Origin of the sequence: Butyrivibrio proteoclasticus B316 (assembly GCF_000145035.1) — a bacterium.
GTDB lineage: Bacteria > Bacillota > Clostridia > Lachnospirales > Lachnospiraceae > Butyrivibrio > Butyrivibrio proteoclasticus.
Map to the genome: position 1 here is coordinate 3,157,519 of NC_014387.1, position 21,403 is coordinate 3,178,921.

Consider the following 21,403-nt stretch of genomic DNA (forward strand, 5'->3'; position numbering starts at 1 on the left):
AGTCTCCAATACCAAAGCTCAAATCAAAGTAATTCTTTTAAGTATTCTTCTATAGCATCATGCCAATCAGCAAACATATAATCAGATGTAAGCTTCAACATATAATTTTCAAGAATACTATATGCTGGCCTTGGAGCAGCCTGAGGATTTTTCTCAAGGTACTGAGCCGTTGTAACATGATTAACCTTAGTTGACTTACCGGCAATCCTGAATATTTCATCAGTGAAATCAGCCCAGTTTGTAGATCCTTCGCAGGTGCCATGAAACACTCCATAGTTATTTGTAGGGAAAAGATACGCTATAGCCTTAGCAAGTTCCTTGGCACTTGTAGGAGTTCCCTGCTGATCCATAACTACACTTATTTCATCCATTTTCTCAGAAAGACCAAGCATAGTCTTGACGAAATTCTTGCCATCTCCATATAGCCAGGCTGTTCTTACAATAAAATACTTATCAGAGAACTGCTTAACAAATTCTTCACCGGCAAGCTTTGTTTTTCCATAAACACTTACAGGGCCTGTCTTATCAAATTCAACATATGGTCTTGTCCCGTTTCCTTCAAATACATAATCTGTAGAAACATGAACAAGCTTAGCGCCTACTTCTGTAGATGCGATTGCCAGATTTCTTGGTCCGATAGCGTTAATCTTATAAGAAAGATCTACATCAGATTCCTGCTTATCAACAGCAGTATAAGCTGCGCAATTTATGATTGCAGATGGCTTAACCTCTCTTGCAAGCCTGATAACATCATCAACATTTGTAATATCAAGCGGAGTAATACCTGCGCCTTCAAACACATCAGTGTTAACGATTTCATATTTACCATTGAGTTCCTTGTTAATAGCCCTTCCGAGCTGTCCATTACAACCAGTAACTATAATCTTCTCCATAACTAATTCCGACCTTCCTATAATTAACGTAAACGGACGGCATTTCTGCCGTCCGCAGTTATCAATCAATTCTGATAATATATATTCTACTAATCGGCATCAATCTTCATATGTTGTTCCATTTACTTCAAATTTAGAGAATGAACCGCCTTTTTCCTGAACAACAAAAATCATTGTTTTACCTGTATTAAAAGTAATCTCCTGACCATTGTCATCATAGTACTTAGTTGGTGAATAATCTGAAGTCTTCTCCCAAGTCATATGTATCATTTTGCCTTTGGTAATATAGTAACCATCTCTTGTCTTATCATGCATCTGATATGCAAGGTATCCATTAGAATCACGAACTTCATGATATGTTCTCTGGATAATTACATTTGAAAATGCAAGCTGCTCTCCGGTTACTGCGTCCTTCTGAGCTTCACCATATAAAGACTTGAGGTAAACTTCTTTTTCTGGATCATATTTAAGAGCTGACTTAGTTACAGGATAACATCCTGCCATATCAATCTCAGTTGCCTCTACAGCATCTGCATAATCATCCAATGTATTAGGATTAGTATATCCGGTAAATGTAAAATGTGGTCCATCCTGGAAATACTCACTTCGATGTGTCTGAGAAAAACCAGCCTTCTCAATAGCTGATGAAACATGTGCTCCATCTGTAAAAGCAGTATGCTCAGATGTACTTCCTTCAGGTACACGGAAGAATGCTCCGTAATCAGGGCCCATTGCCTTACCGCCGACACCATTTAAGTTATCAACATCATCAACTCCATCAGGTCTATTCTTACCTGTCAGAACGCCGCTAACATACAGCTCTGGTCCGCCGAAATGAATAATAACCGGATCATACTCAAGAGCTGCATAAATAAAGTAATCTCTTATACTTCTGATGTTTCCGATTCTGTCAAGATTCTGCCAATTCTCAAGAATACCCATCTGACGGCTCATGCTGCCTTCTTCCATTATCTCATAGAAAACTGCAACATTGCTAAGTCCATACTGTGGCTGAGCCTCCTTGTTAATAGGAAACATAACAGCCAGTGGTCTGTTGGTATTAACTGACTCATCTACCCATTCATTTGTAAAATAGCTTCTGACCATACCTTCCTGAGGTGGCATGTCCTCATTGGCTTCCTCAACTGAAGCTTCTACACTAGCTTCAACAACAGGCGCTACATCTTCAAGTTTCTCTATGCTGATGCCAACTACCGCATCATCATCAGAATTACCGCAACCAATTAACATAGCAGCTGTTATTCCTGCTAATACCAAAGCTTTAAATCTTTTCATAATTAACGACTTCCCCTTTTTCTAATATTACTCACCAAGTCCGTTCTCTATAGCCTCAACAAGAGCATTCATCGCTTCCTGTTCATCTGGGCCTTCGCACTTGAATTCAAGTTCATCCCCACATTTAATACACGCTCCCAAAACACTGAGAACACTCTTGGCATTAGCTGTGTTCTCACCATAACTAAATGTGATATGCGATTTGTAGTTCATTGCAACCTTGCAAAGATTTCCTGCTGGTCTTAAATGTAACCCTGTAGGATTTGTAATAACTACCTTCTGGCTAACCATATTACAGCATAACCTCCTCAATGAGCTTAGCAAGTTTTTTGGCTTCGTCTTCTATCTGTTTCTGATCTTTTCCCTCGATCATTACCCTGACAAGAGGTTCTGTTCCTGAAGGTCTGATCAACACTCTTCCATCTCCGGCAAACTGTTTTTCAAGTTCAGCAATAGCTCCGGCAATTTCAGGATACTCCATAAAGGAATCCTTCTTGTGTGTAGGCACATGTGCATTAACAAGAGCCTGTGGCATTACCTCCATAACTTTTGCAAGTTCTGACAAAGGTTTGCCTGTAGAAACCATAACCTCAAGAAGGTGAAGTGCTGAAAGAAGTCCATCTCCTGTTGTGTTATCATCAAGGAAAATAATATGTCCTGACTGCTCTCCGCCAAGGTTTGCGCCAATCTCTTTCATATGTTCAAGTACATATCTGTCGCCAACCTTAGTCTTGTCAACCTGAATACCTTCTCTCTCAGCCATTTTGAAGAATCCAAGATTACTCATTACTGTCGCAACTATTGTATTCTTGGCAAGTTTACCATTTTCTTTCATAAACTTTCCGATGATGGCCATAATTTCATCGCCATCGACCATTTTACCATTCTCATCAACAGCAAGAAATCTGTCAGCATCTCCATCAAAAGCAAGTCCTACATTTGCTTTTTCTGTTACAACTCTTCCCATCAGTTCTTCCATATGAGTAGAGCCACAACCTGCGTTAATGTTAGTTCCATCAGGATTATTGTGAATAACAACAACCTCTGCCCCAAGCTGTCTGATTGCTTCTACTGATGTATAATATGAAGCACCCTCTGCGCAGTCCATTACGATCTTCATTCCTGTAAGATTTATATCTACTGCATTGAGGTTGTGATTGATATATTCTTCTCTTGCATCAGTACGGTTCTTGATCTTACCGACGCCTGCACCTGTCGGCATCTTGACACCGTCCATATTATTTTTGATAAGCGCTTCGATTTCATCCTCCATTGCATCAGGAAGTTTGAAGCCGTTAGCATCAAAGAATTTAATACCATTAAATTCCATCGGATTATGTGAAGCAGAAATAACAACACCTGCATCAACACGATATTTTCTGGTTAGATAAGCAACAGCAGGTGTAGGAATAATACCAACATTTACAACGTCAGCTCCCACCGAACACGCTCCCGCCATAAGAGCACTGGCCAGCATATCTCCGGAAAGTCTTGTATCACATCCCACCATGATCGTAGGTCTGTGATTAACCTCTTTAGAAAGCACATATGCACCTGCCTGTCCCAGCTGCATGGCAAGAAGGGGAGTAAGTTCGTCATTTGCTACTCCTCTTACACCATCTGTTCCAAATAATCTACTCATAATAAAAACCTCTTTACTCTAATTCTCTAACTGTTACATAAACACTTACAGCAGACTTACAATATACACCATCCGGTATACTCCACACAATAGGAGCTGTATATGTGCCCGGTGCAAGCTTGTCCAGATCATTGCTTGTCAAGATATCGCTCACTCTGACTATTCCGGAAATACTCGATGGATTAACGGCATTGATATTGCTTCTAAGCCCCTGAAGTGTCAGTGAAACCTGATTATATTCGCTGTCGTCAACAAATATTTCAAATCCATCTTCCGAACCATCGATTGTTATCTTATTAGTACTGATTTCAAATGTTTCCTCGACTACAGGCCCTATATAAACCACAACCGAAGCTGTTCCATTAAAATCATCATCCCCAAATACAGTTCCTGACGGCAACGCCTGTGACAAATCTATTGTAGCAGTTAAATTACCTGTATATCCCGAAACATCAAGGCTGTCATCCTCGACATTCAGAGCTGTAAGTCCGGAAATAACACTGCTCCTGCCGGCCACCAATACTTCTGAAGGGGTACTGTCAATCTGTCCTGTAAGCGCATACCCATTAGCCGGCTCGCCTTTGATAGTGTAATTAACTGGTACATACTTGGTCTCAAGAATCTGAATATTGACTCTTACCGTCTTAATATTCATATTGACGCCTTGCTGTGATGTATCCAGCACATTTCCCTCAGCATCATACAGTACAATATCCGCATCTGTTCCGATATTTGATGTAAAACCGGTAACATCTACGTCAACAGATGCCTTGGCAACACTATTAACAAAAGACTCCGGTCCGCTTATCCTGACCATATTCTGCTCAGTAGTCACATCGCCGATAATATATCCATCTGAAATAGTTCCGGAGGTAGTTGCTGAAAGAGCCAAACTCTTGCTGGCCTTTCTCTCAACATTCAGCTTGACCACATCAGAACTAAGAACAATCTTATCTATCTTGTCGTAATATTTATTAGTCACGCAATCAATACTTACTGTATTAAGACTTGATAGTTTCTGTATATCTGCTGTAGCAACAATATTGCTCTGACTAAGCGAATCAATTACACCTCTTGGTGCATAAATAGTAACAGAGCTTATCGTATCGCTTCCATCAAGAACTGTATAAACCTGCCCCTTCTCAGTTATTAAATTTCCATTTTTGATAGATACAGGGACATTGGTATATCTTACCGAAATAACAGGATCATTAATATTTGTAACCAAAAACCACACTATTACTGCAAATATGAGTGAAGCCAGTTTTAATCCCCAGTTAGCTGTTATTTTCTTCATTTCTTAGCCCTGGCCTTTCTGGCAAAATGCTTGACCGGAGCTTCAGTTTTATGCTTATTCTGAAGAAGTCTCAAGCGCTCGCGCAATCTGTCACTATCAACAGCTCTTTCAAGTTCTCCCTCATATGCAACACTGATTTTGCCTGTTTCTTCTGACACAATTATTGTAAGGGAATCTGTTGCCTCAGACACTCCGATTCCTGCACGGTGTCTTGTTCCAAGCTCTTTTCCAATTCCCATATTGTCTGAAAGTGGCAGATAACATGTAGCTGATGTTATCCTGTTTCCTCTGATGATGACAGCGCCATCATGTAGTGGGGTATTATGCTCAAAAATATTTATGAGAAGCTGGCTGGTAACTATACCATCCACATCAATTCCAGTTCGTTCATACTCTGTAAGAGGATGATTCTGTTCAATAACTATAAGAGCACCAGTCCTTACCTTACCCATTTCAACACAGGCTCTTGTTATCTCATTAAGTGTTTTGTCAGAGAATCTCTCCTCTGTTCTTCCATCACCAATAGCAAAAAGATTGGCAAAAAAGTTCTTTCTTCCCAGTTCTTCCAGCGCCTTACGAAGCTCAGGCTGCAAAATAACAACCATGGCTGTAATAGCGATACCAATAACCTTTTCAACAATCCACAAAATAGTAGACATATTGAATATTGCTGCTATAAGAATAAACACAACAATAACTATGACCCCTTTTAACAGGGACCATAGTCTGGTATCTTTGGCCCAAACCAGAATGTGATATACCAAAAATGCAATAATAAATATTTCCAGTACATCAAAGAACCTGATAGTAGGCATATGTAAAGTTGTTCTGTTAATATCAAAGAGAAAATCCATATGCTACAATATTTCCTTTATATCATCTGCGCCTTCCATTGGCACGATTTATCTTCTTAACTCTCCTCTCAGGAGCAGATACTGTTACCTTAGGTACAGCCTTGACATAATAATAGTAATCATCATCCTCAAACTGTACTTTCTCAGTTCTCGTATAATCCACATTAAATGCAAAAAATTCAACCACAAGCATCAATGCAGCGGATACAACTGTCCCAAGTATCACACCCAAAAATGATATCTGTGTTTCCAAAACCAGATCTCCAACAAGCATTCCTACTATTATGCTGATGGAGCCTGCTGCTATAGCGATTCTCCAAGAATAGTCGATTGAAGCTCTTCTGATCATATATACAATAACGATTGCTATTGCAAAAACAATGATCATAACAAGCATTGTCTTGTCTCCCAGTATTCCCTTGAGTACTGACTGGAACTGTGTTGAGGTTTCTTCCACATCTGTTCCTATTTTGCCCACGCTGTTTCCTGCAGAAAAATAGTTGATCATATACGCGATCACCAGTCCAAAAGCAACAGACACTGCCGATGTTGGTAAGCCCAAAAGTCCCATTGCAAGTGGCATAACATAAGGAATATGCATAAAAAAGAAAATTGGAGTCAAAAGAACTGCCAATGTATCCTTAGGAGAAAATCTAAAATACAAAAGAAACATTAAAAGAAAAATAATAGCTACAACAAGCGCACTTTCCACTGCTGCGGAATATAGATGCCCCAGAATAAACACTGCTGCGATAAACACAATAAAATTAGCAGGCAAAATAGCACACAAAAGTGAAGCCATCAGAACAATGGCTATATTGTTAAGTGGCTGCATATATCCAAGTTTATTGTTGATGATCGCAATTGTGATCAAAGCCAGAAGAAACTTCCAAACATATGAAATATAAGTTTCATTCTTGATATAGAATTTGCTGATGTATTGCTTTAGTTCCAATAAAGAAGTCATATTATCAATCCTTTTTCTCGTACATTCTAGCTAGTTTTTTTAAATTGCTATAATATGCCTTCATACTCTTTCGCATTTTGGTATATCGAATGGAATAAATGACATATGTTGCAAGTGAATACACGCCAACAAGCAGGAGGTAGTATATCAACCACTTCCTGCCTACTGACAATAGATTCTCTGTGTTATAGAGGTTTGATACAACCTCCTCAAATTTACATAGAACATAAGTCCCAAGAAAAATGCAAAATACAATCGTTGCGCTTATAACAGATTTAATTATATTGAAACCAACATAATCACTTCTAAAATAAGTGTTGATCGCGTCATTTTTCTTGCCTTCACGATCTATGAACGCAGTCATTTTGGTCATCAAAATGACTTTTTCTTCATCTAACATTGCTGCTCCTTATGTATCCAGGAAGCGCATTCCAGCCTTCTGTTCTTTTTTGACCGGCTGCTGTATCTGAGGCTGAGGTTTAGCGAAAGTCTGATTCAGATTGTTCGCCATTGATCCCTTACATTTAGCACAAAATCTTCCTGTCTGAATAAGCTGTCCACAATTCTCGCACTGAAGCTGAATTGGAGAATCACTTGTAAACATGAGTCGCTCTTCTCTGATCCACTGCTGAATCTGCTTAGTAGTAACCTGATTATCCTCAGCGATCTGCTTGAGCCCTGCACGCGGATTATCGACAATGTACTGCTTTACTTTTTGGAAATCTTCTTCTATCGCTTTCTTACAAGGATCGCAAATAGGCTGACCTCCGATGTAATTAAACATTTTACCGCATCTTGCACAATTCCGTAAGTTCATATAGTGACCTCCGTTTATTTTAAGTAGTTTGCCCGATTGCAAGAGTCAGAAAATAAATTCTGTCTACACCAGCAATCCGAAACTCATGGGCGATCTCGTCAATAGTACTTCCAGTTGTATAGATGTCATCGATAATAAGTATGCATTTAAATTTTACATCATTTTGTACTATATTAAAAGCCTTTTTCAAATTATTGCGACGCCCGCGAGCGTCTAATTTCTTCATTGGAAGCGTATTTTTATTCCTTTTTATAACATTTTTATAAACTGGAATATTGCATTCTCTTCCAACAGCATCAGATAGTAAGTCTGCCTGGTTATATCCTCTTAAACGTTGTTTATCTTTATACATCGGCACCGGAATAATTGCATCTATTCCAAGTTTCAACAGCTCTTTTCTCAGATGCCTTTTAACAGCTACCCCGTAAAATGTAGCATATTCCTGCCTGCCCATATATTTAAACTTATAAATAGAACCCGAGATGCTTCTGTAATCAAAAACCGAGTACCCTCTGTCAAAAACATGATGGACTCTGATACAATCCGAGCAGTATTCATTTTCTTTATCAGACTTTCCAAGAGGTTTGCCGCATTTCATACACGTTGCCCCTCTGATATATCTGATCTTACCGGCACAGGATTTATGTATAAGACGCCCTTTAATTATTTTCCCATTTTCAATTTCTGCCCACGGAAGAAGGCCATCGCAAACAGGACAATGTCTGGGATATATAAGTCTGATCGCGCCATACACTACTTCCGTAAAACTATCACTAACACTCTGAAGCATTAAAAATATCTAATATCCTATCCTTTAGTCCCGTGTACCTTTTGAGCTGCTGCTCATTATCCACCATATTAAAAAGAGTCTGACTGCTCCCCAAAATACAGACTGTGTTCTTAGCTCTAGTCACTGCTGTATATAAAAGATTTCTGTTAAGTAACATTCTCGGGCCACCTAAAATAGGCATTATAACCGCCGGGTACTCGCTTCCCTGAGATTTATGTATTGTAATGGCATAAGAGAGCTCAATTTCATCCAGATCCGAAAACGGATATCTGACGCGTCTGTGCTCATCGTATTCAACCACCACTTCCTGTGAATACTCATTAATCTCTCTTACAATTCCCATATCGCCATTAAAGATACCCATTCCGGAATCAATCGGAACATTGTATTTGCCCATTACTTCCCACTGGGCCTGATAGTTGTTCCTGATCTGCATGACCTTGTCCCCTTCACGAATAACCTGATCACCATATGCATGCTCTTTTTTGGACGCATCAGGCGGATTTAAGTATTCCTGAAGGACAAGATTTAGCTGTATTGCTCCAAGAGGCCCTTTGCGCATAGGAGTAAGAACCTGCAGATCATAAGATTCTGCCCCGACATACCCTGGAAGCTTGTCTCTTATCAGCTGTATCATATGTTTGTAAATAACATTACTGTCATCTCTTTCCAGGAAAAAGAAATCCTTGCTCTTGTTATCAATAACAGGCCTTTCACCATTGTGGATTCTGTGCGCATTCATAACAATGTCACTTTCTTCTGCCTGTCTGAATATCTTTTGCAGAATAATAGTCGGAAATTTCCCGCTTCCAATAAGATCCTTGAGGACTTGTCCAGGTCCTACGCTTGGTAGCTGTGAACTGTCTCCCACAAGAATAAGATGAGTCCCCGGTACAAGTGCTTTTAGCAGTGCATAAAAGAGATGAATATCGACCATAGACATCTCGTCGATTATTATCGCGTCGGCTTCAAGAGGATTTTCCCTGTTCTTTTCAAAATGAACGCCTCCCTGGCGACCGTCATCATCATCACTTACCTGTCCTGAGACCTCAAGAAGTCTGTGTATTGTTCTTGCCTCATACCCGGTAGCTTCCGTCATTCTCTTAGCTGCCCTTCCTGTAGGCGCAGCAAGCATAATATCAAGCCCCTCTCCGGCATAATAATTGATGATAGTGTTGATAGTTGTAGTCTTACCGGTTCCGGGACCTCCGGTAATAATGACAATACCATTAGAGATACTCTTTAAAACCGCCTCTCTTTGCAGGTCATCAAGCTGCACTCCCCGTCTTGTTTCTATATCCTTGATCCTATCAAGATATCGCTGTCTTTCATCTGCCGTGACATCTTCTGCAAGGTTCAGTCCTTCCAGCATCACGGCGCACCCCTGCTCCTCATAGTAATAACTTGCAGAGTATATCTGGTCATTATTCTTGCAGACAAGTTTTTTGTCCATCATGAGGTTGCTGATCTGTGTGTTCACATTATCCCTGTCTATCACTCCCCCAGGGCCTCCTGATAAGATTTCTACAGTCTTATCTATCAGCTGCTCCATTGGCAAATAAGTATTGCCATCAAGAGATGCCTGTAAAAGACAATACAATATCCCCGACTTGATGCGATACTCAGAATCTACTGCTATTCCTACCTTACCGGCAATCTCATCAGCTGTCTTGAATCCTACTCCGCTTATATCATCAGCTAGTTGGTATGGGTTTTCCTTAATAATTGAATAAATCCTGCTGCCGTATTTACTAAAGATCTTAACTGCAAGAGTATTGCTGATGCCGTATTGCTGCAAAAATATCATGGCATCACGCATTTCTCTTTTCTCTGCCATTTGAACGGCAATGTCAATTGCCTTCTTTTCACTGATTCCTTTGATTTCCGCAAGGCGTTCAGGCTCATCCTCTATTATCCTGAAGGTATCATCACCAAACTTTTTAACAATGCGGGCCGCAAGAGCCTCTCCAATTCCCTTAATGGCTCCAGATCCAAGATAGCGCTGCATAGAAACAGCATCATCAGGAAGGACAACTTTAAAGCTTGTTACCTTAAGCTGTTCTCCATAAACAGGATGAGTTACAAAAGTCCCCTGTATCTCAAGATTGTCTCCAACATCTGCATCCTTGAAATTACCTGTACAGACAATTTCTTCATCCTCTGAGATCAGATTAACAACCCCATAACCATTCTCGGCGTTCTTGTAAATAAAATGCTCAATATATCCTTTTATTACTTCGTTCTCATTTTCCATAATAGGCATTATAACACAATAAAAAGCGCTAAATTCTTAATCTTTCTTAAGAATTTAGCGCTTTTAAGCATATTTCAAAATTATTTATTGACATCCTCTGTAACTGTCCCACCTGCAGCCTCTTCAGGGGCTGTAGGAATATCATAATTTCGTTTAAGATTTTCATATAACATCTGAGCAAAGCCATTACTTTGTGTATCAACCGCTGTTCCACATATATCCTGAAGAGTTTCGCCCTTAAAGAAATCTACAAGAGTACTTGTTGATCTGTCCTGCGGATCAGGTTTAAGGGAGTCTACCGACTTCTGCATTTCTTTAAACATCTGCTCGAGGAAATAAGCTTCAAAACCTTTACACGCCGCCCACAACTCATCATCAGATGATTTGTCAGATACATTTTTAATCTTGTTCTGTATCATAGTTGCAGAAGCATTTTTACTCTCATTTATAGCATATTCAGTTAGCGCCGTAGCATTTATCCCTTTTATATCAAGTCCTGCCATAGCTTTCCCCCCGCTACCAAATTACTTGTCTGAATCCTATACTACATATCACCTAGGAATTATCTCTTAAGGCCGTTAGCCGTCTGCATCATCTCATCTGTAGTCTGGATAGCTGTTGAATTCATCTCATATGCTCTCTGAGCAACTATAAGGTTAACCATTTCAGTAGCTACGTTAACATTTGAGCCTTCAAGATATCCCTGAACAATTTCGCTCTTCTTGATTCCTGCTGCCGCAGTATTCTCGTTTATTGCTGCTCCGCTAGCCGGAGTCTCCTGGAATGCAACACTTCCTATTCTTTCAAGACCTTCTCTGTTAGGAAACTGCCATAATCCAATCTGCTTACCAAGATCCTGTGGAACACCTGCATCATCAGGATAATAGATTTTACCATCACCGCCAATTGTGATTCTGCTGGCAACTCTGTTACCATCAACTGTAATTTCAGCACCGTTGATGTCCATAACTTTATTTCCTTCAGCAGTCGTCAGTACAAGAGTTGTTCCGCCCGCCTCAGATAAAGCCCAGCTAAAGTTACCATTTCTTGTATAATATTTGGATGTCCCATCGCTTCCAAGGTATCCAAAGAATCCATCTCCGCTGATAGCCATAGCCGCAGGGTTATCATTTGTCAAAAAAGATCCCTGCTTAAAATACTGATTTATGGACGCAACTCTGGTACCCAAACCAACCTGTGAAGTAACAGGCTTGGGAGCGCCATTAGCTGTAGTTGTAACTGTCTGAAGTTCCTGATAAAGGAGAGATTTAAACTGAGCACCTTGTGCCTTGTATCCTGCTGTATTAACATTGGCCAGGTTATTAGATATAGTATCAACATTCGTCTGCTGGGCATTCATACCCGTTGCAGCGGACCATAAGCTTCTTACCATAAGCCACCTCCGATTTCGATAATGCCTTATTACCGTCCTCCGTGACTGGTAATCTTTGTTCTATCTATATATCGGTCTTAGCACTAGAAGACTTTATTAAAATATTCTAAATTTTAATATCAAACTTTTCCAATCTGGTTTGCAGCAATCTGAAGTGTATCATCTATGGTAGTTATCATTCTCTGGTTCGTATCATAATTTCTCTGTGTCGCTATCATATTTACCATTTCGTCGACAACAGAAACATTAGACTGCTCAAGGAATCCTGAATACACTCTGGCATTTTCCACAACCTCTGCGCCAGCGTCATCCCCAGCAGGAATGAAGAAATTCTCGCCGTAATGAAGAAGATTGTCGTAACTTATCCTCCCATCAGGGTAAGTCGTGGCTTCAAAATCATATACTCCGATCTTAGCAACGACAGCCCCATCCTGTATCACGTTTCCAAGTGTGTCTATTTCTACAGGCAGATTAGGATCAAGCTGGATATGGCTTCCACTATCGTCAAGGACATAATCCCCGTCCTGCGTAGTGATCTCGCCGTTAACATTCATAGTAAAACATCCGTCCCTGGTATACATTACATCCATTTGCCCGGCCGTATCTCTCTCAATGTTAACCGCTTTATTTGTGTATTCTACAGCAAAAAAGCCACGTCCACCAATAGCGAAGTCGAAGGTATTCTTAGTCTCCTTCATTGGGCCTTCGCTCCAGTCAACGTAGCTCTCTCCAATTTTTACACCAGGATTAATGATGCCCAATCCACGTGCAGTGTTTGGGGCATCAGTATAATCCTTTATTTTCAGCGCGAGCTGATCACTAAAAGCTCTCGCTGTTAATCCTTCTTTTTTGTATCCGTTAGTATTGGCATTAGCAAGATTGTTGGTAAGCACATCCATCCTGCGCTGTTCATTGATCATACCGGTGTAAGCAGTATAAAGACCTTTTACCATCCAATTTTCCTCATACCATCCTGGTCTTATCGCCCGTTCAGTCCTTGAACAGGGTATTAATCCTCGTGGTAACCAACGATAAACTCCACATAACGACCTGTTCCGATAGCTACTGCTGTCATAGGGTCCTCTGCGGTCATAGTGTTGATGCCTGTCTTAGAATAGATAAGATCCTCAAGTCCGCGAAGAAGTGCTCCGCCACCTGTTAAAACAATTCCTCTGTCAGCAATATCTGCTGCAAGTTCTGGTGGTGTGTTCTCAAGAACACTGTGGATAGCTTCTATAATCTGTGATGTAGGCTCTCTGAGTGCTTCCTCAGTTTCCTCAGATGAAACTCTTACAGTCTTTGGAAGACCTGTTACAAGGTTTCTTCCTCTGACATCCATATAGTCATCCTCAGCACGTGGGTAAGCTGATCCAATCTTGATCTTAATATCTTCAGCAGTACGATCACCTATAAGAAGATTGTGTTTCTTTCTCATGTAACGAACAATAGCTTCGTCAAAATCGTCTCCTGCAACCTTAACTGATGTGCTTACAACTGTTCCGCCAAGGGAAATAACAGCAATATCAGATGTACCGCCACCTATATCAACAATCATGTTGCCACAAGGCTTTGTAATATCGATTCCTGCTCCGATAGCTGCAGCGATAGGCTCTTCAATAGTCTTAACATCTCTGGCGCCACAAAGTCTTGTAGCGTCTTCTACAGCCTTCTTCTCAACTTCTGTAGCACCACTTGGAACACAAACTGCAATAAATGGCTTACGATGGATTCTGCGTCCAATAGCCTTCTTGATGAAATATCTCATCATCTGCTCTGTAATCTTATAGTTGGAAATAACGCCCTGTCTAAGTGGTCTTACTGCGACAATATTGCCAGGTGTACGGCCCAGCATAAGTCTGGCATCCTCACCAATGGCCTTGATCTCTTCTGTATCTCTGTCATAAGCCACAACTGATGGCTCCTTAAGTACTACGCCCTTACCTCTGATATAAACAAGTACAGAGGCTGTACCTAAATCAATTCCAATATCTGCGTACTGCATAATTCCTTAGTACCCCTTTCAAATATAAAAGCAAAATCGTTTCCGGTTCTGCCAATTAGGTCATAATATCATTTCGATTATAAACCAAAACAGGCAGTTTTAAAAGAGGCAAATCCATCCGTATATTGTATCGGCAGTTTAGGCGCTTTACTTAAGCATTTTTTTAATATATGCACCAGTATATGACTTTTTGCATTTGGCAACCTCTTCAGGAGTTCCCTTAACAACAACTGTACCTCCTCCTGATCCGCCTTCAGGTCCCATATCAATGATATAATCACCGGTCTTGATGACATCGAGATTATGCTCTATAACAACAACAGTATTTCCCTGTTCTACCAGCTTATGCATGATCTTAACAAGTTTCTGTACATCGGCAAAATGAAGACCCGTAGTAGGTTCATCCAAAATGTAAACTGTCTTGCCTGTTCCAACTCTGCTAAGTTCTGTAGCCAGTTTGATTCGCTGAGCTTCTCCACCTGAAAGTTCAGTACTTGGCTGTCCAAGCTTAATATAACCAAGGCCCACATCATAAAGGGTCTGGATCTTACGTTTAATAGTCTTGACGTTCTCAAAAAAGCCAAGAGCCTCTTCAACTGTCATATCAAGTACATCATATATGCTCTTTCCCTTGTACTTGACCTCAAGAGTTTCATGATTGTAGCGCTTTCCGCCACACACCTCACAAGGGACGTAAACATCCGGAAGGAAATGCATCTCAATCTTGATGATTCCATCTCCGCCGCAGGCTTCACATCTTCCGCCTTTGACGTTAAAAGAAAATCTTCCCTTCTTGTAGCCTCTTGCCTTAGCATCCGGTGTTCCGGCAAAAAGATCTCTTATCATATCAAAGACTCCTGTGTATGTAGCTGGGTTAGACCTTGGAGTTCTTCCTATAGGTGACTGATCAATCGCTATAACCTTATCAACCTGGTCAAGGCCCTCTATATCTTTATGTTTACCAGGGATACATCTAGCTCTGTTAAGGTCTCGTGCAAGCCTCTTATAAAGTATCTCATTTACAAGCGAGCTCTTACCTGAACCTGAAACACCTGTAACAATTGTCATTACTCCAAGTGGAATCTCCACATCAATATTCTTGAGGTTATTCTCACTTGCTCCTATAACCTTGATAAAACCGGTTGGCTTTCTCCTGACATCGGGAACCTCTATCTTGAGCTTACCTGACAGGTACTGTCCTGTAATTGATTCCTTGACCTGCATAATTTCTTCTGCAGTTCCGGTAGCTACAATCTTGCCTCCGTGAGAGCCTGCCCCCGGTCCTACGTCAACAATATAATCCGCAGCTCTCATTGTATCTTCATCATGCTCAACAACAATAAGCGTATTGCCCAAGTCTCTCAGATTCTTAAGAGTATTGAGGAGTTTGTCGTTATCTCTCTGATGAAGTCCGATGCTGGGTTCATCAAGAATATAGCATACCCCGCAGAGTCCCGAACCAATCTGAGTTGCGAGCCTTATCCTCTGAGCCTCTCCACCTGAAAGCGTTCCTGTCGCTCTTGAAAGAGACAGGTAATTGAGTCCAACATCGATGAGGAATCCAACTCTTGCCCTTATTTCCTTGAGAACCTGCGCTCCGATCACTACCTGCTGTTCAGAAAGGTTGAGATTTTCCAGGTAATCATGAAGCTCTCCTATGGACATAGAAGTAATCTCATAAATATTCTTGTTATCAATAGTTACTGCCAGGGATTCCTTTTTAAGTCTCTGACCACCGCAAAGCTGACAGGGAGTTATCCTCATATACTCTTCATACTCAGCTTTCATAGTCTCGGAAAAGGTCTCTTTATATCTCTGCTCCACATTCTTGATAAGACCGTCGAAGAGGATCGGATAATCTCCTACCCCTCTGCTGCCCTCATAATGAACAGATACTGTCTTATCAGCTCCATATATCAACATATGGCGTACCTTCTCAGGAAGATCTTCATAAGGAGTATCCATGCTGAATTTATATGCTTTGGCCAAGGCCTTAAGTGTAGCGTTAGTAAAGCTTCCCTCTTTATTGGCAGACTGCCATCCCATAACCACTATGCATCCATCATTAAGCGAAAGCTTCTTGTCGGGAATCATCAGATCCTCATCAAACTCCATTTTGTATCCAAGTCCAAAGCAATCAGGGCATGCTCCAAATGGATTATTAAAAGAAAAGCTTCTGGGCTCAATTTCCGGAATACTTACTCCGCAATCAGGACATGCAAAGTTCTGGCTAAAGCTAAGTTCCTGCCCGTCAATAACATCTACCAGCAAAAGACCATCAGCAAGCGCAAGAGCACTCTCAACAGAATCTGTTAATCTTCTTCTGAGGTTCTCATTATCTGCATGAATGACAAGTCTGTCTACGATAATCTCAATGGAATGCTTAATATTCTTATCAAGCTTGATCTCTTCTTCTGAAATCTCATATTGACTGCCATCAATCCTCGCCCTTACATATCCGGCTCTTCTGGCTCTGTCCAGAGTTTTGGCATGCTCACCCTTTTTACCTCTGACAACAGGTGCCAAGATCTGCAGCTTGGTATTCTCTCCAAGCGACATGATCTGATCGCACATCTCGTCAACTGTCTGGCGTCTGATCTCTCTTCCGCAATTAGGGCAATGCGGAATACCAATTCTCGCATACAAAAGCCTGAAATGATCATAAATCTCAGTAACGGTACCAACGGTTGAACGGGGATTCTTGTTGGTGGATTTCTGATCTATTGAAATAGTGGGTGATAATCCCTCAATTCTCTCGACATTTGGTTTATCCATCTGTCCAAGAAACATTCTGGCATAGGAGGACAATGATTCCATGTACCTTCTCTGTCCTTCTGCAAAAATGGTATCAAACGCAAGAGAAGACTTACCTGATCCGGAAAGTCCGGTAAATACTGTAAGTGTCTCTCTTGGTATTTTGACACTCACATTTTTCAAATTATGCTCATTGGCACCGCGAACCCTGATATAGTCATGTATGTCAGAGGGCAAAATTCTCTTGGTCGTGGTGTTTTTTTTGGTCATCTTACTATTTTCTACAGTCATACTAAACTCCGTAAATTAGCTCTTTATAATCAGTATCCAATCACAGGGACAATACTCATTTCCCCTCAGTCAGGTCATTTAATATCTTCTTGAGTTCTATCATCTGATCGCGTAAAGTTGCAGCTGTTTCAAAGTCAAGCTCTGTAGCAGCTCTCTTCATCTTCTTCTGCACATCTCCGATAAGCTTCTCAAGTTCAGCCTGATCCATTGACTCAGGATCCTTCTCAAATTTGAACTCTTCCTTGGTCACTGCCTTGGTGACAGCTATGAGATCGCGGACAGCTTTCTTGATAGTCTGTGGAGTAATGCCATGTTCCTTGTTGTATTCTTCCTGAATTGCCCGTCGTCTCTTAGTCTCATCAATAGCCTTCTGCATTGAGTCTGTCATATTATCGGCATACATGATAACGCGACCTTCTGCATTTCTGGCTGCTCGTCCTATTGTCTGGATAAGTGAGGTTTCTGACCTGAGGAATCCCTCTTTATCAGCATCAATTATGGCAACCAGCGAAATCTCCGGTATATCAAGGCCTTCTCTTAGAAGATTGATACCAACAAGTACATCAAAAACATCAAGTCTCATATCCCTGATGATCTCAGATCTCTCCAGTGTATCTATATCCGAGTGAAGATATTTGACTCTGATTCCTGACTCAGCCAGGTATTCCGTCAAATCTTCCGCCATTCTCTTAGTAAGGGTTGTAACCAGAACCTTGTTCTTCTTGTCAACCTCCGTCCTGATCTCTCCGATCAGATCATCAATCTGTCCCTCAACCGGTCTGACCGAAATCTCCGGATCTAATAGGCCGGTCGGCCTGATCACCTGCTCAGTTCTCAGAAGCTCATGTTCTTCCTCATATTTACCCGGAGTAGCAGAGCAGAATAACATCTGATCGATATGTTCTTCAAACTCTTCAAAATTCAGAGGTCTGTTATCAAGAGCTGATGGAAGTCTGAAACCGTAATCTACCAAAGTCAGCTTCCTGCTCCTGTCACCATGGTACATGGCTCCTATCTGAGGAATAGTCATATGCGACTCATCAACAATTATCAGAAAGTCCCTGTCAAAGAAGTCCAAAAGTGTGAGTGGTGGCTCTCCCGGTTTCATGAAGTTAAGATGTCTCGAATAGTTCTCAATACCTGAACAAAAACCTGTCTCTCTCATCATCTCAACATCAAAATTAGTTCGCTCTGATATTCTCTGCGCCTCTATAAGCCTGTCTTCTCCCTTGAAAAACCTGATCTGTTCCTCAAGCTCTTTTTCTATATTGTCACAGGCCATATTAATCTTCTCCTGTGGAACAACATAATGAGAAGCCGGGTATATCATCACATGGCTGAGCTCACTCCTGACCTTGGCCGTAACCGGTTCAATCTCACATATTCTGTCTATCTCATCCCCAAAGAACTCAACACGAATGAGGTAGTCATCCGCATTAGCAGGGAAAATCTCGATTGTATCACCCCGAACCCTGAAGTTACATCTGCTAAGTTCCAGATCATTACGATTATACTGGATAGCTACCAGCTCTTTGATGGTCTCATCTCTATCCTTATTCATTCCCGGGCGTAGGGAAATAGACATCCCTTTAAACTCCTCAGGACTACCAAGTCCATATATACATGAAACACTGGCAACAACGATCACATCTTTGCGCTCTGCAAGAGAAGCAGTCGCCGATAGTCTTAGCTTATCTATCTCATCGTTAATTGCCGAATCCTTGGCAATATAGGTATCGGTCTGAGGGACATATGCCTCAGGCTGATAGTAATCATAGTAGGACACAAAGTACTCTACTGCATTTTCCGGAAAAAATTCCTTCATCTCGCCATAAAGCTGTCCCGCAAGAGTCTTGTTATGTGAAATGATCAGGGTAGGCTTCTGAAGAGCCTGTATAACGTTGGCCATGGTAAAGGTCTTACCGGAACCCGTAACTCCAAGGAGCGTCTCGAACTGGTTTCCCGCCTTAAACCCTTCAACCAGATCCTTGATGGCTTTGGGCTGATCACCTGTAGGTTTATATTCGCTGTGTATCTTGAACTCCATACTGCCCGCTTTCTCGTGAAATCGATCAACGTCCTATAATAAATCACAACTATCTAATTATGGAGCAAGTATAACATCAATAAAAATATATGTCTATAATTTTAGGAACATATGTTCAGTGAGTCGTATGTGTAAACAAGATCCTGTTCAATTACAAAATCATCCTCAGAAAGTTCCTCACTATAATCCTCTGTTTCCAAAAGTCTTGTTGTGCACATTGCTGCTGTAGCTCTCCCCTCTGTAATCCGCGATGGCTCTTTTCCCGCATTTCCGAGAAGACTTCCAATCCCCAGGATAACGAGCAGCGCTATAAGCACTATTCCAAATGTTAAAACAAAAATCATCATTTTATTACAACCTCATTTTCCTCTAAAAATTCTTCAATCCACGTTCTCGCATATCCAAGTCTCATTTTGACCGCCGGCATTCTCTCATTAAAATCATTTGTTGCATAGATCGTCACTTCTTCTGCATTCATGATTCCTACAGAAATAACCCCCGATAATACTACAGCCAGTGCCAGAACCTTAGCTGCCTTAATAAACTTCTTCGCCTTTCTTCGTTTAGGTATTGCCTCTAATTCTTCCTGTATTTCTCTAAAAGACCTGAACCTGTCCTCTCTGTCCGCCCTAGTGCATTTATCAACAATAGCTATAAATTCATCCGATATTCCTTTAATGCCTTTTTTCTTGAAGCTTTCCACTTCATCCTTATCTTTGGTATCAACTCCTGATACCAGCTGAAGTATTGTCATCCCAAAGCAGTAGATATCCGTTCTCGGGTCAGTCTGTCCAAGATTTCCGAATTGCTCCGGAGCTGCAAAGCCAAGTGTTCCCAGATTCAGCGTATCAGATGCATCTCCCGCCTCATAGAATCTTGCTGCCCCAAAATCAATCAAGCATATATGTCCATCGGGCTTCATAACAATATTGGAAGGTTTTAAATCCCTATATATAACCGGTTTTCGCCTTCCATGAAGATATCTCATTATTCCTGCAAGCTCGTAAGCTATATGCAAAGCTTCTTTTTCTGTGAAAAGGCCTTTTCTTATTAGTGTTTTTTCAAGACTATTACCGGGGATATATTCAAGAATCAGTTCTTCAGAGCTTCTTTTGTACAAAGACGGTACAGATTTATGGTCCAGCTCTTTTAGTATTACAGACTCATTAAAAAGATTAGAATCTTCAGTTTTTCTTTTCTTAATTGTAACCAGTTTTCCTGATGATATCTCTTTTCCCAAGAATGCGTTACAGTTCCCTCCACTGCCAAGAGGTTTTATTATATTGTATTCTTCCATGCCATCCTCACATTTCAAGACATGCGGCCGCAACGGTGATATTATCTTCTTCATTCCTTGACTTAGCTTTTTCAACAAGCTTTTTGCACTGATGTAGCATATCTTCATCCGTAAGGCACATCTGCGGACATAGCTTCTTTCTGATCTCTTCTGTCTCTAACGTCCTCCAAAAGCCATCACTGCAGGCAATGATCGTAGTATTGTCCTTCAGCACTCCCTTTCTGATCTCATGCATAGGAACATGCGAAGTTCCAAGGCACTGCAATAATACAGACTTTTCATCGCCACTAAGAGCCTCACTTTCTGTAATAAGCCCCTTATCAATTTTATCCTGCACAAGGCTTTGATCTTTAGTCAGTTTCTCAACCTCTTTGGCCCTGACAGCATAAATCCTGGAATCTCCAATATTCACCGAAATATATTTATTACCAATCTGTAAAAAAGCAGTCAAAGTCGTTCCCAAATGAAGGTTTCTGTGCTTACCATATCTTTTCAGGTCACCGTTTATTCTTCTGATCATTCTGTCAAAAGAGCTCTCTACAGCATCCCATAACTCATTTTCCGTAAGATTCTGCAGCATACTAAGCTCCTCATGAAACCATGACTCCAAAGTTCTTATCGCCTTGCAACTGGCCACTTCTCCTTTGGACAATCCGCCCATCCCATCGCAAACCGCAATCAGTGATATTCTTCCATGATTTTTTGTATTGGCAACTTTGATAAGCGCCGAATCCTGGTTAATATCTCTTGTGTTTCCAATATCAGTACAAATACATGCTTTTACTCTCATAACTTCCTCTCCTTACCAA

Annotated in this window: 20 protein-coding genes; all 20 read right to left on the minus strand. The window is 40.9% G+C overall.

The genetic code is table 11. The features are described 5' to 3' along the window. Window positions 1-23 precede the first annotated feature (23 nt). Window positions 24-893 (minus strand): dTDP-4-dehydrorhamnose reductase, encoded by an 870-nt coding sequence (gene rfbD, locus BPR_RS13110; protein WP_013281968.1) that lies wholly within the window; start codon window positions 891-893, stop codon window positions 24-26. Between the two features lie 99 nt (window positions 894-992). Continuing rightward, a complete protein-coding gene (locus BPR_RS13115) occupies window positions 993-2,189 on the minus strand; it encodes a DUF3048 domain-containing protein (protein WP_013281969.1) in 1,197 nt (398 codons plus the stop codon). 27 nt (window positions 2,190-2,216) lie between these two features. Next, window positions 2,217-2,480: an HPr family phosphocarrier protein gene (locus BPR_RS13120; protein ID WP_013281970.1), complete on the minus strand. Its 264-nt coding sequence runs from the start codon at window positions 2,478-2,480 to the stop codon at window positions 2,217-2,219. Between the two features lies 1 nt (window position 2,481). After that, window positions 2,482-3,831: a phosphoglucosamine mutase gene (gene glmM, locus BPR_RS13125; protein WP_013281971.1), complete on the minus strand. Its 1,350-nt coding sequence runs from the start codon at window positions 3,829-3,831 to the stop codon at window positions 2,482-2,484. A 13-nt stretch (window positions 3,832-3,844) separates the two neighbouring features. After that, entirely contained in the window at window positions 3,845-5,128 is a 1,284-nt protein-coding gene (locus tag BPR_RS13130) for a CdaR family protein (protein ID WP_013281972.1), read from the minus strand. After that, on the minus strand, window positions 5,125-5,982 hold the full coding sequence (cdaA, locus tag BPR_RS13135) for a diadenylate cyclase CdaA (RefSeq protein ID WP_013281973.1): 858 nt from the start codon (window positions 5,980-5,982) through the stop codon (window positions 5,125-5,127). The genes BPR_RS13130 and cdaA overlap by 4 nt, the downstream gene beginning before the upstream one ends. A gap of 22 nt (window positions 5,983-6,004) precedes the next feature. Beyond that, on the minus strand, window positions 6,005-6,949 hold the full coding sequence (locus tag BPR_RS13140; RefSeq protein ID WP_013281974.1) for a hypothetical protein: 945 nt from the start codon (window positions 6,947-6,949) through the stop codon (window positions 6,005-6,007). 4 nt (window positions 6,950-6,953) lie between these two features. Beyond that, the gene (locus tag BPR_RS13145) at window positions 6,954-7,349 is read right to left on the minus strand and encodes a hypothetical protein (protein WP_013281975.1); all 396 of its coding nucleotides are present in this window, start codon (window positions 7,347-7,349) and stop codon (window positions 6,954-6,956) included. A gap of 9 nt (window positions 7,350-7,358) precedes the next feature. Further along, window positions 7,359-7,766, minus strand: a complete 408-nt coding sequence (locus BPR_RS13150; RefSeq protein WP_013281976.1) for a flagellar protein — start codon at window positions 7,764-7,766, stop codon at window positions 7,359-7,361. A 19-nt stretch (window positions 7,767-7,785) separates the two neighbouring features. Beyond that, window positions 7,786-8,556, minus strand: coding sequence for a ComF family protein (locus BPR_RS13155; protein WP_013281977.1), 771 nt, complete (start codon window positions 8,554-8,556; stop codon window positions 7,786-7,788). Beyond that, window positions 8,540-10,810 carry an SF1B family DNA helicase RecD2 gene (recD2, locus tag BPR_RS13160; protein WP_143754307.1) on the minus strand — a complete coding sequence of 757 codons (2,271 nt, stop codon included), beginning with the start codon at window positions 10,808-10,810 and terminating at the stop codon, window positions 8,540-8,542. Before recD2 ends, BPR_RS13155 begins: the two co-directional genes overlap by 17 nt. An 80-nt stretch (window positions 10,811-10,890) precedes the next feature. Then, window positions 10,891-11,313: a hypothetical protein gene (locus BPR_RS20005; protein WP_013281979.1), complete on the minus strand. Its 423-nt coding sequence runs from the start codon at window positions 11,311-11,313 to the stop codon at window positions 10,891-10,893. Between the two features lie 59 nt (window positions 11,314-11,372). Then, complete coding sequence (locus BPR_RS13170) at window positions 11,373-12,203, minus strand: flagellar hook-basal body protein (RefSeq protein WP_013281980.1); 831 nt, start codon at window positions 12,201-12,203, stop codon at window positions 11,373-11,375. Window positions 12,204-12,322: 119 nt separating this feature from the next. Next, window positions 12,323-13,156, minus strand: a complete 834-nt coding sequence (locus BPR_RS13175; RefSeq protein WP_013281981.1) for a flagellar hook-basal body protein — start codon at window positions 13,154-13,156, stop codon at window positions 12,323-12,325. A 56-nt stretch (window positions 13,157-13,212) separates the two neighbouring features. Continuing rightward, window positions 13,213-14,205, minus strand: a complete 993-nt coding sequence (mreB, locus tag BPR_RS13180) for a rod shape-determining protein (RefSeq protein ID WP_013281982.1) — start codon at window positions 14,203-14,205, stop codon at window positions 13,213-13,215. A gap of 147 nt (window positions 14,206-14,352) precedes the next feature. Beyond that, entirely contained in the window at window positions 14,353-17,229 is a 2,877-nt protein-coding gene (uvrA, locus tag BPR_RS13185) for an excinuclease ABC subunit UvrA (RefSeq protein ID WP_042258059.1), read from the minus strand. 76 nt (window positions 17,230-17,305) lie between these two features. Beyond that, entirely contained in the window at window positions 17,306-19,297 is a 1,992-nt protein-coding gene (gene uvrB / locus BPR_RS13190) for an excinuclease ABC subunit UvrB (RefSeq protein WP_013281984.1), read from the minus strand. A 101-nt stretch (window positions 19,298-19,398) separates the two neighbouring features. Further along, on the minus strand, window positions 19,399-19,644 hold the full coding sequence (locus BPR_RS13195; RefSeq protein ID WP_013281985.1) for a hypothetical protein: 246 nt from the start codon (window positions 19,642-19,644) through the stop codon (window positions 19,399-19,401). Further along, window positions 19,641-20,594 (minus strand): serine/threonine protein kinase, encoded by a 954-nt coding sequence (locus BPR_RS20010; protein ID WP_013281986.1) that lies wholly within the window; start codon window positions 20,592-20,594, stop codon window positions 19,641-19,643. Before BPR_RS20010 ends, BPR_RS13195 begins: the two co-directional genes overlap by 4 nt. Before the next feature lie 7 nt (window positions 20,595-20,601). After that, on the minus strand, window positions 20,602-21,384 hold the full coding sequence (locus BPR_RS13205) for a PP2C family protein-serine/threonine phosphatase (RefSeq protein WP_013281987.1): 783 nt from the start codon (window positions 21,382-21,384) through the stop codon (window positions 20,602-20,604). Between the last annotated feature and the right edge of the window lie 19 nt (window positions 21,385-21,403).

Coding starts and splice junctions, on each gene's coding strand:
- rfbD (WP_013281968.1), bottom strand. CDS start 893: ATGGAGAAGATTATAGTTACTGGTTGTAATGGACAGCTCGGAAGGGCT.
- BPR_RS13115 (WP_013281969.1), bottom strand. CDS start 2,189: ATGAAAAGATTTAAAGCTTTGGTATTAGCAGGAATAACAGCTGCTATG.
- BPR_RS13120 (WP_013281970.1), bottom strand. CDS start 2,480: ATGGTTAGCCAGAAGGTAGTTATTACAAATCCTACAGGGTTACATTTA.
- glmM (WP_013281971.1), bottom strand. CDS start 3,831: ATGAGTAGATTATTTGGAACAGATGGTGTAAGAGGAGTAGCAAATGAC.
- BPR_RS13130 (WP_013281972.1), bottom strand. CDS start 5,128: ATGAAGAAAATAACAGCTAACTGGGGATTAAAACTGGCTTCACTCATA.
- cdaA (WP_013281973.1), bottom strand. CDS start 5,982: ATGGATTTTCTCTTTGATATTAACAGAACAACTTTACATATGCCTACT.
- BPR_RS13140 (WP_013281974.1), bottom strand. CDS start 6,949: ATGACTTCTTTATTGGAACTAAAGCAATACATCAGCAAATTCTATATC.
- BPR_RS13145 (WP_013281975.1), bottom strand. CDS start 7,349: ATGTTAGATGAAGAAAAAGTCATTTTGATGACCAAAATGACTGCGTTC.
- BPR_RS13150 (WP_013281976.1), bottom strand. CDS start 7,766: ATGAACTTACGGAATTGTGCAAGATGCGGTAAAATGTTTAATTACATC.
- BPR_RS13155 (WP_013281977.1), bottom strand. CDS start 8,556: ATGCTTCAGAGTGTTAGTGATAGTTTTACGGAAGTAGTGTATGGCGCG.
- recD2 (WP_143754307.1), bottom strand. CDS start 10,810: ATGGAAAATGAGAACGAAGTAATAAAAGGATATATTGAGCATTTTATT.
- BPR_RS20005 (WP_013281979.1), bottom strand. CDS start 11,313: ATGGCAGGACTTGATATAAAAGGGATAAATGCTACGGCGCTAACTGAA.
- BPR_RS13170 (WP_013281980.1), bottom strand. CDS start 12,203: ATGGTAAGAAGCTTATGGTCCGCTGCAACGGGTATGAATGCCCAGCAG.
- BPR_RS13175 (WP_013281981.1), bottom strand. CDS start 13,156: ATGGTAAAAGGTCTTTATACTGCTTACACCGGTATGATCAATGAACAG.
- mreB (WP_013281982.1), bottom strand. CDS start 14,205: ATGCAGTACGCAGATATTGGAATTGATTTAGGTACAGCCTCTGTACTT.
- uvrA (WP_042258059.1), bottom strand. CDS start 17,229: ATGACCAAAAAAAACACCACGACCAAGAGAATTTTGCCCTCTGACATA.
- uvrB (WP_013281984.1), bottom strand. CDS start 19,297: ATGGAGTTCAAGATACACAGCGAATATAAACCTACAGGTGATCAGCCC.
- BPR_RS13195 (WP_013281985.1), bottom strand. CDS start 19,644: ATGATGATTTTTGTTTTAACATTTGGAATAGTGCTTATAGCGCTGCTC.
- BPR_RS20010 (WP_013281986.1), bottom strand. CDS start 20,594: ATGGAAGAATACAATATAATAAAACCTCTTGGCAGTGGAGGGAACTGT.
- BPR_RS13205 (WP_013281987.1), bottom strand. CDS start 21,384: ATGAGAGTAAAAGCATGTATTTGTACTGATATTGGAAACACAAGAGAT.